This window comes from Thalassospira australica, assembly GCF_044790785.1.
In the GTDB taxonomy this organism is placed as follows: domain Bacteria; phylum Pseudomonadota; class Alphaproteobacteria; order Rhodospirillales; family Thalassospiraceae; genus Thalassospira; species Thalassospira australica_A.
In genome coordinates this window covers 3,525,789-3,541,991 of record NZ_CP085258.1, presented here as the reverse complement: position 1 = coordinate 3,541,991, position 16,203 = coordinate 3,525,789, and the positions used below count along the sequence as shown (strand labels likewise).

The 16,203-nt window shown below is 54.2% G+C and carries 12 protein-coding genes and 1 tRNA gene; 8 read left to right on the top strand and 5 right to left on the bottom strand.

The genetic code is table 11. The features are described from left to right. The first annotated feature begins 52 nt into the window (after nucleotides 1–52). Complete coding sequence (rpoD, locus tag LG297_RS16575) at nucleotides 53–2,116, top strand: RNA polymerase sigma factor RpoD (RefSeq protein ID WP_404422191.1); 2,064 nt, start codon at nucleotides 53–55, stop codon at nucleotides 2,114–2,116. A gap of 106 nt (nucleotides 2,117–2,222) precedes the next feature. Beyond that, a tRNA-Ile gene (locus LG297_RS16570) sits at nucleotides 2,223–2,296 on the top strand. A gap of 138 nt (nucleotides 2,297–2,434) precedes the next feature. On the opposite strand, the gene LG297_RS16565 is transcribed toward LG297_RS16570, so the two are convergent. Beyond that, nucleotides 2,435–3,085 carry a GntR family transcriptional regulator gene (locus LG297_RS16565; RefSeq protein WP_062959122.1) on the bottom strand — a complete coding sequence of 217 codons (651 nt, stop codon included), beginning with the start codon at nucleotides 3,083–3,085 and terminating at the stop codon, nucleotides 2,435–2,437. 121 nt (nucleotides 3,086–3,206) lie between these two features. On the opposite strand from LG297_RS16565, the gene tcuA reads away from it, so the two are divergent. Further along, complete coding sequence (tcuA, locus tag LG297_RS16560; RefSeq protein ID WP_404422189.1) at nucleotides 3,207–4,595, top strand: FAD-dependent tricarballylate dehydrogenase TcuA; 1,389 nt, start codon at nucleotides 3,207–3,209, stop codon at nucleotides 4,593–4,595. After that, nucleotides 4,579–5,709 carry a tricarballylate utilization 4Fe-4S protein TcuB gene (gene tcuB, locus LG297_RS16555; RefSeq protein ID WP_404422187.1) on the top strand — a complete coding sequence of 377 codons (1,131 nt, stop codon included), beginning with the start codon at nucleotides 4,579–4,581 and terminating at the stop codon, nucleotides 5,707–5,709. Before tcuA ends, tcuB begins: the two co-directional genes overlap by 17 nt. Before the next feature lie 69 nt (nucleotides 5,710–5,778). Here tcuB and LG297_RS16550 read toward each other — a convergent pair whose 3' ends face one another. Both LG297_RS16550 and LG297_RS16545 read right to left on the bottom strand, forming a co-directional pair. Beyond that, a complete protein-coding gene (locus LG297_RS16550) occupies nucleotides 5,779–7,188 on the bottom strand; it encodes a sensor histidine kinase (RefSeq protein ID WP_404422185.1) in 1,410 nt (469 codons plus the stop codon). Further along, complete coding sequence (locus tag LG297_RS16545) at nucleotides 7,185–7,847, bottom strand: response regulator (RefSeq protein ID WP_404422183.1); 663 nt, start codon at nucleotides 7,845–7,847, stop codon at nucleotides 7,185–7,187. Before LG297_RS16545 ends, LG297_RS16550 begins: the two co-directional genes overlap by 4 nt. Nucleotides 7,848–8,090: 243 nt before the next feature. On the opposite strand from LG297_RS16545, the gene LG297_RS16540 reads away from it, so the two are divergent. From LG297_RS16540 to LG297_RS16525, 4 genes are all read left to right on the top strand, one after another. Beyond that, nucleotides 8,091–9,191 (top strand): Bug family tripartite tricarboxylate transporter substrate binding protein, encoded by a 1,101-nt coding sequence (locus LG297_RS16540; RefSeq protein ID WP_404422181.1) that lies wholly within the window; start codon nucleotides 8,091–8,093, stop codon nucleotides 9,189–9,191. Between the two features lie 123 nt (nucleotides 9,192–9,314). Continuing rightward, entirely contained in the window at nucleotides 9,315–11,294 is a 1,980-nt protein-coding gene (locus LG297_RS16535) for a tripartite tricarboxylate transporter permease (protein ID WP_404422179.1), read from the top strand. Nucleotides 11,295–11,299: 5 nt separating this feature from the next. Continuing rightward, a complete protein-coding gene (locus LG297_RS16530; RefSeq protein ID WP_051682459.1) occupies nucleotides 11,300–12,412 on the top strand; it encodes a 4-oxalomesaconate tautomerase in 1,113 nt (370 codons plus the stop codon). Nucleotides 12,413–12,416: 4 nt separating this feature from the next. Continuing rightward, nucleotides 12,417–13,499 carry an isocitrate/isopropylmalate dehydrogenase family protein gene (locus LG297_RS16525; RefSeq protein WP_404422177.1) on the top strand — a complete coding sequence of 361 codons (1,083 nt, stop codon included), beginning with the start codon at nucleotides 12,417–12,419 and terminating at the stop codon, nucleotides 13,497–13,499. Nucleotides 13,500–14,410: 911 nt separating this feature from the next. Here LG297_RS16525 and LG297_RS16520 read toward each other — a convergent pair. Beyond that, nucleotides 14,411–15,130: a phage tail protein gene (locus LG297_RS16520; RefSeq protein ID WP_404422175.1), complete on the bottom strand. Its 720-nt coding sequence runs from the start codon at nucleotides 15,128–15,130 to the stop codon at nucleotides 14,411–14,413. Nucleotides 15,131–15,185: 55 nt separating this feature from the next. Next, nucleotides 15,186–15,890: a phage tail protein gene (locus tag LG297_RS16515; protein ID WP_404422173.1), complete on the bottom strand. Its 705-nt coding sequence runs from the start codon at nucleotides 15,888–15,890 to the stop codon at nucleotides 15,186–15,188. Nucleotides 15,891–16,203 lie beyond the last annotated feature (313 nt).

Genomic DNA, 16,203 nt, shown 5'->3' with positions numbered 1-16,203 from the left:
GTGCTTGGGACAACAACGGTACGAACTGTACCCAGCGGGAAACGGGGAATAGATGTCGTCTAAGACTTCGAACGCTGAAGAGAAAAAGAACTCTTCTGAAACCGCAGACGGACCTCTTCTCGATACATATAAGGCGGCCATCAAGAAGCTCATTGCCAAAGGCAAGGAGAAGGGCCACATCTCGGTAGACGAACTGAATGCTGCCTTGCCGTCGGAGCATTTTTCATCCGAGCAGATCGAAGACGTGATGAGTAATCTCAACGAGATGGGCATCAATGTTATCGATGGCGAAGATGGCGACGACTCGGACGACGATGACGAGAAAGACTCGGATCCGAGCGGCAATATCTCCGAAGATGATGTCGGACGTACCGATGACCCGGTACGTATGTATCTGCGTGAAATGGGCAGTGTCGAGCTGCTGTCGCGTGAAGGCGAAATCGCCATTGCCAAGCGTATCGAGGCTGGTCGTGACATGATGATTGGCGGGATTTGTGAATCCCCGCTGACCATTCGCGCGATCGTCAACTGGCATGATCAGCTCCAGGCGGGCAACCTTCTGCTTCGTGATGTCATCGATCTGGAAACCACCTATGGCGGTGGTCCGGATGCCGAAATCGCTGCTGAAGAAGGCGAAGAGGCCGAGGGCGACGACTTCGAAGCTACTCCTGTCGAAAGCGATGCTGACGAGGACGAAGAAGAAGCCGAAACCGAAACGCCGGCACCGACCGGTGCGCCTGCTGACGACAAGGAAGAAGATGACGAGGACGAAGAGTCTGACGAATCTTCTGAGGGCGAGGCGCGCGAGGGTGATGACGACGAGGATGATGACGAGAACGAGCAGGTCAACGTTTCGCTTTCCAAAATGGAAGAAGAACTGACCGAGCAGGTTCTTGAGAAGTTCGAACTGATCGCCAAAACCTATGAGAAATTGCACAAGGCACAGGAACAGCGCCTTGTTGCGATGAACAAGGGGGAGACCGTTCCGGCCGCGACCGAAAAGCGCTATGCCAAGCTGAAAGGCGAGATGGTCGACCTTATGGAAGATGTTCATCTGAACAACTTCCGTATCGAGGAACTGCTTGATCACCTCACCGGCTTGAACAACCGTTTGCTGGGCCTTGAAGGCAAGCTTCTGCGCTTTGCCGACCGTTGCAAGATCAAACGTCCCGATTTCGTCAAACAGTATCAGGGCCATGAGCTTGACCCGAACTGGATGGAACGCGTCAGCGAATTGCCGGGCAAGGGCTGGAAGGCTTTTGTTGAACGCTATCCCGATGAAATTGCCCAGCTGCGTGAACAGGTTGGCGGTGTTTCTGCCGAAGTCGGTTTGCCGATTGGTGAATTCCGCCGTGTTTACGGTGTGGTCAACAAGGGCGAACGCGAAGCGGCACGTGCGAAAAAGGAAATGATCGAGGCCAACCTGCGTCTCGTGATTTCCATTGCCAAAAAATATACCAACCGCGGTCTTCAGTTCCTCGATCTTATTCAGGAAGGCAATATCGGTCTGATGAAGGCGGTGGATAAATTCGAATACCGTCGCGGTTACAAATTCTCGACCTATGCGACCTGGTGGATCCGGCAGGCGATCACGCGTTCCATCGCCGATCAGGCCCGCACGATCCGTATTCCGGTTCACATGATCGAAACCATCAACAAGCTGGTCCGTACTTCGCGCCAGATGTTGCATGAAATCGGTCGCGAGCCGACCCCGGAAGAGCTGGCAGAAAAACTACAGATGCCGCTTGAAAAGGTCCGCAAGGTCCTGAAAATTGCCAAGGAGCCGATCTCTCTTGAAACCCCGATCGGGGACGAGGAAGACAGCCATCTTGGCGATTTCATCGAGGACAAGAACGCCGTTCAGCCGCTTGATGCCGCGATCCAGGCCAACCTGCGTGAAACCACCACGCGCGTTCTGGCATCGCTCACCCCGCGTGAGGAACGTGTTCTGCGTATGCGTTTCGGGATCGGGATGAACACTGACCACACCCTCGAAGAGGTTGGCCAGCAATTCTCCGTGACCCGCGAACGTATCCGTCAGATCGAGGCAAAGGCGCTGCGCAAGCTCAAGCATCCGTCGCGCTCGCGCAAATTGCGTTCGTTCCTCGATTATTAAAAATCATGCGACGTTCGGGCTTGACCTTGGCCCGAAAATCGCTAGTTTTCGGGACCGCGCCAGTCATCTGGTGCGGTCCTTTTTTTACCCCGGACTTTTGTCTTGGGGACCCGTAGCTCAATTGGTTAGAGCCGACCGCTCATAACGGTCTGGTTGGGGGTTCAAGTCCCTCCGGGTCTACCGTGGAGCAGTGTTTACAAAGCGTAATCACTGCTCCATCGCTCCCTCATCATCCTGCATAAAATCAGACTGATGCAGCAATCACCCGAATTGTCATAATTCGGGGGTATGCGACCATTACAGTCTTAACTAGGCGCCTTATTCGCGCAGCAGTTTGATTCTGAGCCTCTGTGCGCTTCGGATGTGATGTCTTGCATCGGCATCGGCCTGATCGGCGTTGCCGGACCGGATGCTGTCGATAATGTTCTTATGTTCCTGATAGGCACTTTCGGGGCGGCCGTCATATTGAAGCGTCGTACCGCCCAGAAGCGCCATTGAATTCGATAAAGAATTAAGTGCATCAATAAGATAGCGATTGTTCGCCGTTCTATACAGCGCCTGATGAAACAGCCGGTTTGCTTCTGCAACTTTCACCGGGTCCTGCCCGTTTTTCAGCATCAGTTCATTCAGATCTTCCAGTTCGGCGATTTCAAGCTCTGATGCGTGGCGCGCGGCATAGCGGGCGGCTGTTCCTTCCAAAACTTCGCGAATTTCATACAGCTCGATCACTTCACGATGATCGAGTTCCTTGATGACGGCCCCGTGTCGCGGCATGTGGATCAGCAGCCCATCACTTTCCAGACGCCGAATGGCATCGCGCACCGGGGTGCGGCTGATTCCAAACCTTTCAGCAACTTCCACCTCGCGGATTCGGGTTCCCGGCTTGAGTTCGCCATGCTGGATAGCTGCCAGAAGCTTTTGATAGGCAACTTCCCCACGGGGCTGGTGATCGGCGGAATCTGGGCTCATGAGAAGGTACCTGCTTTGTTCTGTCTGGTTTTTAACTTGACACAAGCATGCTGAAATCTCAAGGTTGGAGACAATTGTATACAATAGTATCCATTGAAATGCGAAAAGAGGTGGAGACGCCGTGAAAACTGAATCTGATCATTATGATGTCCTTGTCGCGGGCGGCGGGCAGGCGGGGCTGATTGCCGCGATCGTCGCTGCGGAAAAAGGCGCGCGCGTCTGTCTGCTGGAAGGGGCACCCAGAACCCATCGCGGCGGGAATACCCGCCATACCCGCAATTTGCGACCCATGCATATTGGCCCCTTGTCGGTTTTGAGCGGCACTTATGACGAGGCGGAATACTGGGATGACCTGATGCGGGTGACCAAGGGGAAAACCAACGAAACACTCGCCCGCATGACCCTGCGCCAATCGACAGAAGCCGTTGACTGGCTTGAGGCGCGCGGTGTGCAATTCCAGCCACCACTTGGCGGAACCCTGCATTTGGGCAGAACGAATGCGTTCTTTATGGGCGGGGGCAAGCAACTGCTAAACGCCCTTTATCGGCATGCCGATAAGCTTGGTGTTGAAATTCATTACGATGCGATGGTCACATCCGTAGAGATTTCGGAAGGAAGATTTAAAAGCCTTCAGGTTGGCGATCAGACCATTTCGGCAAATGCGTTCGTTGCGGCAGCCGGCGGATTTGAAGCGAATATCGAGTGGCTGAAAGAGGCATGGGGCGACATTGCCGAAAATTTCCTGATCCGGGGGACGCCCTATAATCGCGGTGATTTGCTGCGCATGTTGCTCGATGCCGGGGCCCGGCAGATCGGGGAACCCAATCAGTGCCATGCGGTGGCAATTGACGGGCGTGCGCCAAAGTTTGACGGTGGAATCTGCACGCGGGTTGACTGCGTGTCGCTTGGCATTGTGGTGAACAGGAATGCCGAGCGATTTTATGATGAAGGCGAGGATTTCTGGCCAAAGCGATACGCGATCTGGGGCCGTCTTGTTGCGGACCAACCTGATCAGGTGGCCCATGTGATTATTGACCAGAAAGCGCGCGGTGCCTTTATGCCCCCCGTTTTCCCCGCCGTGGTCGCCGATACGATTGGCGAATTGGCCCAAAAGATCGGTCTGGATCCCGCGACGCTTGAGAAAACCGTTGCCGACTATAACGAGGCGGTTCAACCGGGAAAATTTGATCATACCGAACTGGATGGGGTTCATACCAGCGGGCTTGTGGTGAACAAGACCAACTGGGCCCGAACCCTCGATCATCCCCCCTATAGCGCCTATTGCCTGCGGCCGGGCATCACATTCACCTATCTCGGTGTGGAAGTCAGCGAAAAGGCGCAGATGCAGATGGCCGACGGGACCGAAAGCCCGAACATCTTTGCTGCGGGTGAAATTATGGCCGGAAACGTTCTGGGCCAGGGATATCTTGCCGGGATTGGCATGACGATTGGAAATGTGTTTGGACGAATTGCAGGAAGGGAGGCTGCCGATTATGCGCTCAACCGATAAAACAACCGAAGCCGCCCGCGTGATGTCGATCTGCAATGCCTGCCGTTATTGCGAGGGACATTGTGCCGTTTTCCAAGCGATGGAACTGCGGTTGGAATTCAATTCCGATACGCTCGATTATCTGGCAAACCTTTGCCATAACTGCGGGGCTTGTTATCACAATTGCCAATATGCACCGCCGCACGAATTTCAGCTTAACGTTCCGGCCGCGATGGCGGAGCTCAGGCAGGAAAACTACGGCGTTTATGCGTGGCCGGGCTTTATGGGCAAGCTGTTTGCCAATAACGGTCTTTGGGTCAGTTTTCTGTCAATCGTTGTGATCACGCTTTTTCTGGGCGGAACGGCCATTCTCACCGGGGAAGATTTCCTTGCAGCGCACGACAACGCATTTTACGGCGTGATTTCGCATGATGTCCTGGCCGCAATGTTTGGTGCAGTCGGTGGATTTGTGCTGCTTGCGCTGCTGGCTTCGATTGTTAAATTCTGGCGGACAATGAATTTGCCAAGTCCTTTCAGGCTTGATTATCCCCGCGTTATGCAGGGGATAAAAGATGCTCTTTCGCTGAAATATCTGGATGGGGGTAACGGGCAGGGATGCTCGTATCCAAGCGAAACGCCCTCCATGGCAAGGCGGTGGTTCCATCAGATGACATTCTGGGGCTTCATGCTGTGCTTTGCTGCCACATCGTCGGCCACGGTCTTGCATTATGGCTTCGATCTTCCTGCACCTTATGGGTATTTGAGCCTGCCCAAACTGTTTGGCATTCTGGGGGGACTAGGTCTTATTGTGGGGCCAGCAGGACTGCTGATCCTGAAGGCCAAGGCAGATGCCGCCCCGAAAGGCAAAACGAACAAGGGTATGGATGTCAGTTTTCTGATTCTGCTGTTTTTGACAAGTCTGACCGGACTTTGCCTGATGTTTGTGCGTGACACGCAATATGTCGGGGTGATGTTAAGCATCCATCTTGGTGTTGTGATGACACTGTTTCTGTCCATGCCATATGGCAAGTTTGTGCATGGTTTTTATCGCCTGATCGCGCTGATTGTGTTTGCGGTCGAAAAGAACGATCACAAGCAGGTGGTGGGCGTTTGTCCAGACAAGAAAGCGGCCTGAACTTCGAAAGACAAAAGACCGGCACACGACGTGCTGGTCTTTTGTCTGCAACGAGACCGATAAAACCGGTTAGCGCGGGAATGCAATCCGCACCTTCAGGCCAACACCGTCTTTGCCATCTTCAAGGGACATAACGGCGTGATGTGCGTTGGCAACTTCTTTGACAATAGCCAGTCCAAGGCCGCATCCTTCGCCGTTTTGCTCATCAAGGCGGACGAAACGTTTCAGAACCGTGTTCCGGTCTTTTTTCGGGATACCGAGGCCGTTGTCTTCAACCTCCAAAACCGGTCCTACAGCAACACCGCGGCCAATGACGCGCACCGTAACAATCGTACCGGGATTGCCATAGACGATGGCATTTTCGATCAGGTTGCAAAGCATTTCCTGAAGCAGAACCTCGTTTCCTGTTTCAATTTCACAGCTCATGCCCTCGCTTTGATCGTCGAAGCCAAGATCAATATTGTGGCGGATGGCATGACGAACCATCCCGGATGTCACCGAGGCGGCAAGGGCCAAGAGATCAGTCTTCTCGTAGCGGACAGCCTTTCGGCCTTCCGGAGACACCCGCGCGAGATTCAGAAGCTGGTTGGCAAGTCTGGCCGTCTGACGGGTTTGACTGACGATACGTTCAAGAGCTTGACGGTCTTGTTGGTCGCTGGCATTGCGCAAGGCCCATTCGGCTTCGGCCTGTACTGTCGCGAGCGGGGTACGCAACTGGTGTGATGCGTCGGCGATGAAACGCTGATTGGCCGTGATTGAGCTTTCCAGACGCGCCAAAAGTGCATTGAGAGATCTGACGACCTCGGTGACTTCCTTGGGCATGGCATGGCGAATTGGCCGCAAATCATCAGTTGATCTGCGGCGGATTGCCTGTTGAAGGCGTCTTAAGGGGGCAAGTCCGCGTGAAACGCCGATCCACGCGAAAACGCCGCCGAGAAACATTAGAACCAGAAAATCAGTGGTCGATCCGAGAAGTTCGTCATAAATCAGATTGTCGCGTTCACGACGGGTCTGGCTGACATCAATGGTGACCCAGCCATAGATGTTCGACGACGGATTGGAAACCAGATATTTCATGGTTACCGCGCGTACGTCCTCGTTGCGATAGTGTGCGTTATAGAAATGGGGGACACCCGGTTCCAGAGTAATGCCATCGGGCAGTCGCGGCAGACCAAAATCCCCCGTCACAAACGCCCCGTCCGGACCCTGTACACGGTAATAAGTGTTTTCGCGGGTGAACTGCTCGAGCAGCAACTCGATATCACGCGATAGCAAATCGCCCCGCGAATTGATTGCGTGTTCGGAAATCGTTACCGCCAGTGCGACCAGTAGCCGGTCCTGAATACGATTGGCCATTTCGCTGACGGTCAGATAGTTTTTGGCCAACAGCCCGAATGCCAGAATTAATCCGGGCAGCAAAAGCCAGCGCAGGAGCCTTGCACGCAATGATGTTGATATGGCGGTAGCGTTTTCGGTCATTCGTCAATCATATAGCCAAGTCCGCGAATAGTCCGGACTTCGACATCACAGGAAGCAATTTTTTTGCGCAGGCGACTGATGTAAAGCTCGATGGATTTTACGCTGGCCTCATCATCAAAACCGAACAGATGCAGGGCGATTTTTTCCTTGCTGATCACCTGGCTTATGTTCAGCAGCAGGATCTCCAGCACGCCACGTTCGCGCGGTGTTAGCGAAACAGGTTGTCCATCAACCGTGACGGACCGATCCACCGAATTGAATGTCAGTTTTCCAACCGTGATGGCTGGATTACGCTGCCCGATATTGCGCCGTAAAAGGGCACGCGCCCGGGCTTCGAGTTCCGACAGCTCGAAGGGTTTGACCATATAGTCGTCTGCCCCGGCATCCAGACCGGCGACACGTTCATCCAGATTGCCGCGCGCGGTCAGGATCATGACGGGCAAATTGATTTTGCGTGCACGCACGGTTTTCAGAATTTCAATCCCGTCCAGTCCCGGAAGCGACAAATCGAGAATCAGAAGATCAAAGGTTTCTTGCAGAACAAGTCGAAGAGCATCTTCGCCGTCATGCACCAGATCGACAGCATGATCGGTCTGCCGTAGGGCAGCAGCGATTTTGTCGGCCAGAACAAGGTTATCTTCTACGATCAGGATACGCATTCTGCCTAAATAACATCGAAAACGGCTTCGAAAATTAAAAATTTGACCCTAGACAGCAAACTGACAGCTTTTTGGTTTAGGTTTTGCGTCATAGGCAAACGGCACTCCCGGCAACGACCGGTCAGAAGAACAATAACAGCCGAAAGCCTGAATGGGAGGAAATCGACACTTGATGCCCGTCTGTGCGTCACGCGCTTCTTCCTTCCGTTCGACAGAAAACAACCGTTATGGAGGGAAAGCCCAATGTCATGGGGAAAAACCGTTAATCAATCATTCAAAGTCGCATGTGCGGCTGCGGCAATTGCTTTTGGCTTTGCCGGTACAGCAACCGCACAGGATGCCGACTTTGCAGGGGATCGTGTCGAACTGATTATTCCGTTTGGTGAAGGTGGGGGGACTGATACCTGGGGTCGGTTCTGGGCGCCGTATTTCAGTGTCTTTCTGCCGGGAAACCCGACCGTTGTCGTCAAGAACATTCCGGGCGGCGGTTCTACTTCGGGTGCCAACCAGTTTGAAGCCCGCGCCAAACCTGATGGATTGACCGCTATCGGAACTTCCGGGTCAACCCAGTTTCCGTATCTGTTGCGCGACAAACGCGTGCAATATGAAATGCGTGACTGGCGCGTGGTTTTGGCTTCGCCGACGGGTGGTGTTGTTTATGTGAATTCCGATCTTGGTCTTAAGTCGGCTGCTGACATGAAAGCACTTGAAACCGTCAAGTTGCGTTATGGTAGTCAGGGCGCGACGTCCCTTGATCTGGTTCCGTTGCTAGCGTTTGAACTGCTGGGACTTGATGTCGATGCCGTGTTTGGCATGAAAGGCCGTGGGGCCGGTCGTCTTGCTTTTGAGCGTGGCGAGGTCAACATTGATTACCAGACTTCGTCGGCTTTTATTAACAACGTTACACCACTTGTTGATATCGGCAGCGCTGTTCCGCTGTTCTCGTGGGGGGCGATCGACGATGACGGCAATATCGTGCGCGATCCTTCCTTCCCCGACCTGCCAAGTTTCCCGGAAGCATACGAGATGATGAAGGGTGAAAAACCTTCAGGTCCCGCTTGGGAAGCATATAAAGCCTTTTTCATTGCCGGTTTCCCGGCTCAGAAAATGGTCTTCCTGCCAAAAGATACGCCTGAGGAAATCGTGCAGGCCTATCGTGATGCCGCACAGGCAGCAACCGAAGATGAAAGCTTTGTCGCGGATCGACAGGCAACGCTGGGCGAATACAAACAGATCGTTGGCGAGCCTGCAGAGCGTATTTTCCGCACGGCTGTGAACGTTCCAGAAGAAGCCCGCGAGTGGGTGCAAAAATGGCTGACCGATAAATATTCGGTTCAGTTCTAACTGAAAATCTGAAGTCTCCCGTTTCCTGATCGGGGTGGCCTTGCCCACCCCGCTTTTTCACCCTTCGACTGTCTGGTCGTTTCAAGGGAACGGGCGAACTTTGTCTTTTGACGGAGTTTCCTGATGCTTGATGCAATGATGACGGCACTGTCTCATTTCGCGCAGCCAACCCATCTGATCTATCTTTTGCTGGGGGTTGGAATGGGCATGATTGTCGGCATTCTGCCCGGTTTGGGCGGGATTGTCGGGCTGTCTCTTCTGTTACCTTTCATTTATGGCATGGACCAGATTTCGGCACTTGCCATGTTGATCGGTCTTGTTGCTGTTATCCCGACCTCGGATACCTTTACATCTGTCTTGATGGGGATACCGGGATCAAGTGCATCACAAGCAACAGTTCTTGATGGTTTTCCTCTGGCCAAAAAAGGCCATGGTGCCCGTGCGCTGGGGGCCGCATTTTCGGCATCTTTGGTCGGGGGCCTGGTAGGGGCCGTTATCCTGACCGGCTTTGTCGTGATCGCGCGGCCTCTGATTTTGGCATTTGGTTCGGCTGAACTCTTTATGCTGGCTGTTCTTGGTCTGTCGATGGTCGGCGTTCTTGCCGGTAAAAGCCTGCCTAAAGGCGTGATCGCTGCAGGCCTTGGCCTGCTGCTGGGTGCACTTGGTGCGGCTCCGGCCACCGGCGAACTCCGCATGAGCTTTGACTCCGTTTATCTGATGGATGGTCTGCCACTCGTCATTGTCGGGTTGGGCATGTTTGCTTTTCCTGAAATCATCGACCTGTGCCGGCAAAATCGATCCATTTCGGATAAGGGCACCCTTGGTATGGGGTGGCGCGATGGCATCCGGGATATGATCCGTCACAAATGGTTATGCCTGCGTTGTGCCGGTCTTGGCAGCATTGTCGGGGCCCTGCCCGGACTTGGCGGAAGTGTTGTCGACTGGATCGCCTATGGCCATGTGGTTCAGACCGCAAAAGACAAATCCCAATTCGGCAAAGGCGATATTCGCGGTGTTCTGGCACCGGAAAGTGCGAACAACGCCAAAGAAGGTGGCGGGCTTGTCCCCACGCTGCTGTTTGGTATCCCCGGATCGGGCAGCATGGCCGTTTTCCTTGGCGGTATGGTCCTGATCGGTCTTGAAGCCGGCCCGGCAATGGTCGGGCGAGACCTTGACATCACCTACACGATTATCTGGTCGCTCGCGATTGCCAATGTGGTCGGTGCTGGCGGTGCATTGCTGATTTCGCCGTTCGTCTCGCGCCTGACGACAATCAAATACGGTTATCTTGCGCCGTTCATGATTACGGTGATCTGCTTTGCCGCGTTTCAGGCGACGCGATCCCTTTCCGATATGATCGCCTTGTTGGTGCTTGGCGTTCTTGGTGTGCTGATGAAACGCTTTGGCTGGCCTCGCCCGGCGTTTCTGATTGGTTTTGTGCTCGCATCCAACACGGAAACCTACCTTTATCAGGCCCTGCAATTCTACAACTGGGAATTCTTGACCCGCCCAGGTGTGGTAATTATCGCGGCTCTGACAGTCATTTCCGTTCTTATGGGCATGCGCAAACACCCGGTAAATCCGGTTGAAGAAGAAGAAAGCAGTCATTCCCACAATCCGAAACGCTGGCCGCAAATCCTGTTTGCGGGGGTGATTCTGGCGTTCTTTACGTTCGGAATTTGGGATGCAACCCAGCATTCCTTCCTTGGCAGCGTCTTTACCGGTGCGGTTTCGGTCGTAATGTTTGTCGTTTCGGCGATTTTGATCTGGCAATTGATTGTATCGCCACCGTCGCATGCGGCCAATTTTGATCATGAGTTTGATCTGGAACATCAGGACGTGAAGCCGACCGCAGGTCTTTGGCACTACGTTCTTTGGGTTGCCGGAATGGTGGCCGCAACCGCTGTGTTTGGGTTCCTGATTGCGATTACCGGGTTCTTCATTGCCTTCCTTCGGGTCAAGGCAAAGGCATCGTGGCTTCGGACGTTGCTTTTAACCGGGCTTGCGATTGGCGGGCTGTGTGTTCTTGCGTGGTCACTGGTTCTCGATTTCCCGGCCGGGATGCTTCAAGACCTGATTGAACTTCCCTGGCCGCTGGGGTGATCGACATGAAAAATACCGTGATTGTGAATGACCAACATGCTGTTCCCTGCGTGATGATGCGTGGCGGGACATCAAAAGGGCCGATCTTTTTGGCCAGTGATTTGCCCGAAGACGTTGCCGCGCGTGATCGTCTTTTGCTTGCGGCGATGGGGTCGCCAGACAAACGTCAGATTGATGGAATTGGCGGTGCCGATACGTTAACCAGCAAATCATGCATTGTTGCGCCGTCCAGCCGACCGGATGCAGATGTCGAGTTCCTGTTTGCCCAAGTCGCCATCGACAGGGCAGAGGTTGACGTTAATCCAAATTGCGGGAACATGACCGCAGCCGTTGCCCCGTTTGCGATTGAGGCCGGTTTGGTGCCGGTTACAGGGGATCAAACGCTGGTGCGCATTTACAATAAAAATGTCGGTGCATTGGTTGATGTTCTGGTCGCGACACCCGGCGGGAAGGTGACCTATAGCGGGGATGCGGCGATTGATGGCGTGCCCGGGACTGCGTCCCCCCTGATATTGCGGTTCAAGGATATCATGGGCAGCAAAACCGGTCGGCTCCTGCCAACGGGGAAGCCGATCAACTATATCGACGGGCTTGAAGTGACCTGTATTGATGTCGCGGTTCCGATGGTGATGTTTCGCGCCCGCGATCTTGGAATAACGGGGAACGAAACCAAGGCGCAGCTTGACGGCAATGCAGAACTGATTGCGCGGATGGAAGCCGTGCGCCGCAAAGCATCGGAACTGATGGGGCTTGGCGACTGCACCGGCAAGGTCGTGCCGAAAATGGCCATTCTGTCCGAGCCGACAAAAGGTGGCGATATTACATCGCGCTATTTTGTGCCGCATAATTGCCACGCGACCCATGCGGTGACCGGGGCGATTTGTGTTGCCAGTTGCGCATCACTTTCAGGCAGTATCGTTGATGGTATGATCAGTCTCAAGGCCTTGCCGCAACAGTGGATTCAGATTGAACACCCGAGTGGCATGATTGCGGTGGAACTAACTATCGAAGGATCGGGGCCAAATCTTTCGGTGATTTCCGGCGGGGTGATCCGAACCGCACGCCGGTTGTTTGAAGGTCGGGTTCTTGTTCCTGAAAATATTCTGACGGAGGTTTAGGGTCGTGGAAGTTCTTTTGTTGCCGGGCGACGGGATCGGACCGGAAATTACGGCTGTCACCCGCAATGTGCTTGAGGCATTGGATCGTTCATTTTCGCTGGGGCTGCAATTTTCCCGGGAAGATGTCGGATTTGCATCGTTGGAAAAGCACGGTGCCACCATTACCCCGGAATTGATCGAGCGTGCCCGCAAGGCCGATCTGACCATTCTGGGACCGGTTGATACCGCGCATTATCCTCCGGCAGAACAGGGCGGGATCAATCCTTCTGCGGCATTGCGCATCAATCTTGATCTGTATGCCAATGTAAGGCCTTCGAAGGTGTTTGAAGGTCTTCCTGCTTTGGCCCGAAACATGGATCTGGTGATTGTGCGTGAAAATACAGAAGGTTTTTATGCCGATCGCACCATGTATGCAGGCACCGGCGAGGTGATGCCGACCCCTGATCTTGCGCTGGCGATGCGCAAGGTGACGCGCCAGGGAAGTTACCGGGTGTCGGCATTTGCTGCGCGCCTTGCAGCCAAACGTCGCGGGCATCTGACCATTGTGCACAAAGCCAATGTTTTAAAGCTTAGCGACGGTCTGTTTTTATCCGAAGCAGAGAAAGCCGCAGCCGAGCAGGGCGGACTTACGGTTCGCGAAGAACATGTTGATGCGATGGCATCACTTCTGGTCAGAACGCCAGATGCGTTTGACGTGATTGTAACGACCAACATGTTTGGCGACATCCTTTCGAATGAAGCTGCGGAGCTGGCAGGTGGCCTTGGACTTTCCGGGTCACTCAATGTCGGGGATAAAAATGCGATTGCGCAGGCATCGCATGGTTCAGCCCCCGATATTGCAGGCAAGAATATCGCCAACCCCGTATCGCTTTTGCTGTCGACCGTTTTGCTTCTGGACTGGAAGGGCGCAGAAACCGGTCGCAGTGATTTGCAGCAGGCTGCAAACAGGCTGGATAAGGCAATTGCCGAAATGCTGAAAAATCCGGACACGCGCACCTCAGACCTTGCAGGAGCACTGTCTTGTAGTGATTTTGGTTCGATTTTGGTCGAGAAGCTGTCAGACGTTTGTCGCGATTCCATAGATTGAATGATTGATCTCAGTCTATGGAAGACCATTCAAGTTAATCTGAAAAATGTCAGAATTTGATTTTTCGGGCTACCTGGCTACAGACCTTGAGCCTTCTCATAACTTGAAGGTTGAGCACGGGCGGGAGCCCGTGCGCAGACTGCGGAGGTTTCTCAAAAGCTGACAGCAATCTGCTCCCCATATCTTTTTCAGAAAGTTCTTGATTTGTTCTTTTGTTTATGGCATAAGAGAAAAATCAACGGGACAAAAGCGCCCGGACCGAAACCCGCAAGGCCTTGTGCCTTGCGGGTTTTTGCGTTTGGGGCCGGATGAAAGAGGTGATCAGGATGCGGCGGCAAAGATACAGACAGAACGGCGGGGTACTCCGCAGGATATTGATCGGTGGATGGCGGAGCCATTACGGGGGCATTCTGTAAGGGGACTAAGAGGGCTAACCCGGTCATTTGTCATGACGGGAGAAGTGCGTCTTGTTGGAGAGGGATAAGTTAAATCTGCCGGGAGCGGCAGCAATGGCAGCAGCGGGCAGCAGTGATCTGTGGCGCGCCGAAGGTGAACCGGTGGGGGCCGTGCGCCCGAAGTGTGTCCGGGCTTCATCGGTTGCGGGAAGTCCGCCATTGCCGGAGGTGACCGGAGTGGGCAGCGAACCCGAAGGCCGTCTGTTGGCGAGGATGGCAGACGCCCGAGGTGTGTCAGGAGCCCATCGGTTGCCGGAAATGTCGTCATGGCCGAAGTGATCGGAGCGGGCCGTGGGCCGAGATGGCCTGTCGGCGCTGCGTTGGCGAAGATGCCGAAGCTCTAGGTTCGTCCGGACTTCCCTGATTGCGGGAAGTCCGGTTCTGGCTGAGGTGATCTGCCGTTGCAACCATCATCGCCAGGCTGGTTGCTGCCCGGAAGTTATCAGGATTGCGGGGTCAGGGTCTTGGCGGGTAAAGGCCATCGGTCACGATGCAATAGCGCATCGCCAGTCGCGGTCCGGCAATCGGCATGGATTCTCCACCACCGGTTTCCCCGATACCGACATCACCGCCACCGGACGTTCCGCCGCCGCCCGAAACGCCTTCAAGTTCGGTCAGGTTGGTGCCGTCATTATAGATTTTGACCGGTAGCGCCCCTGTGGTGGCCTTGGCCAGATACTTGCCGCCGGCGGGGGAGTCGGTTGTTGCCGCATCCTGAGAAACCGCGACCGCAGCATCGGTTCCGCCACCGCCCCCGCTACCCGACGGGGTAAAGGTTGCCGCGTGCGAGTGGGCAGGCATTTGATCAACAGACTGATAGGTGTATTCAGTCCCGTAAGGCAGGGAAAAAGGATGGGGATCAAGTCCGGGACCGGAACCATATCCCACAGCAGCCCGCCCCCGTAAATCAGGAAGCGCGAATGATGTGCGGCAATCTCCGCCAAATTCACAGCCAAGCAGGGAGAACAAGGCCGGATTATCCGATGTTGATATCAGCTGTCCCGCGGCCAATTCGGTGCCTTCCGGGCAGTAGTTAACGATCGCCATCGCACAAACCTGTCCCAGATAGGCATCCGCGCCGCAGGCACGCGCCGGACCGGAAAAGGCAAGGATCGACGTGGCCATGGCAATTCCGGCAATTCCGGTCAGTGATTTTCGTGAAATTTTTGCAGACATTTGAACCTCATGTCATCAAACATAGTGACAGGTGATTTTCATTTCGTGACCGGCATCAGGGCCTTGGCGGATAGATGCCATTTGTCACGATGCAATAGCGCATCGCAAGACGCGGCCCGGCAACGTCCATCGGCTGGTTGCCGCCGGTACTGTCTACCGTAACGGTGCCGCCGGTTGAGCCGCCACCGCCGCCACCCGAAACACCTTCAAGTTCGGTCAGGTTGGTGCCGTCATTATAGATTTTGACCGGTAGCGCCCCTGTGGTGGCCTTTGCCAGATATTTGCCCCCGGCAGGTGAGTCGGTCGTTGCCGCATCCTGTGAAACCATTACCTTGGCATCGGTTCCGGCACTGCCGCCACCGGTCGGCGTGAAGGTTGCATCATGGTTATGGGCTGGCATCTGCGCGATGGTCTGTGTGATTGCGTCGGCCCCGTAATATTGCCCGAACTGGTGGGCATACAGCCCCGGACCCTGTCCATAGGAAACCGGGGCGCGACCGCGCAGGTCTGGAACCTTGAAATTCGTACGGCAATCGCCGCCAAACGTGCAACCGACAAGAGAGTACAGGGCCTGATAATTGTTAATATCAAGGGTCTGGCCGGATGCCTCGATCGTGTTGCGCGGGCAATAGCTGGCGGCTGTAATGCAGGTCTGGCCAGTATAGGCCTCGTCCCCGCAGGCATTGGCCGGTTGCGATGTGCCTAGCATCCCGGCAAAGGCCAAGATTGGCAAAAAACAGAACTTGGTTGCTTTCTTCACGGTCTTCTCCCCAAAAACACTGAAAATCGAGATTTCATACTGACAAGTCTTGATTTTGACTGGTCACAAATACTATACAAAGATATATATCTGGGGCCAATCAATGATAGATTATCTTCTCTTCGCAGGTACAACGGCGAATGGCGATAATGCCATTTACCCGAGAAAGTTGCCCGAGAATGGTAATGCATGCCGGAATGTAGAAAACTGACATATTCTGACAATGGTATATGTCTGTTCGATTTTTCTCTTTTGATCGGCTACTTTTGGTTGCTGTCGATGTGACAGTCGAAGTTTTCTTGCAATGATTGCA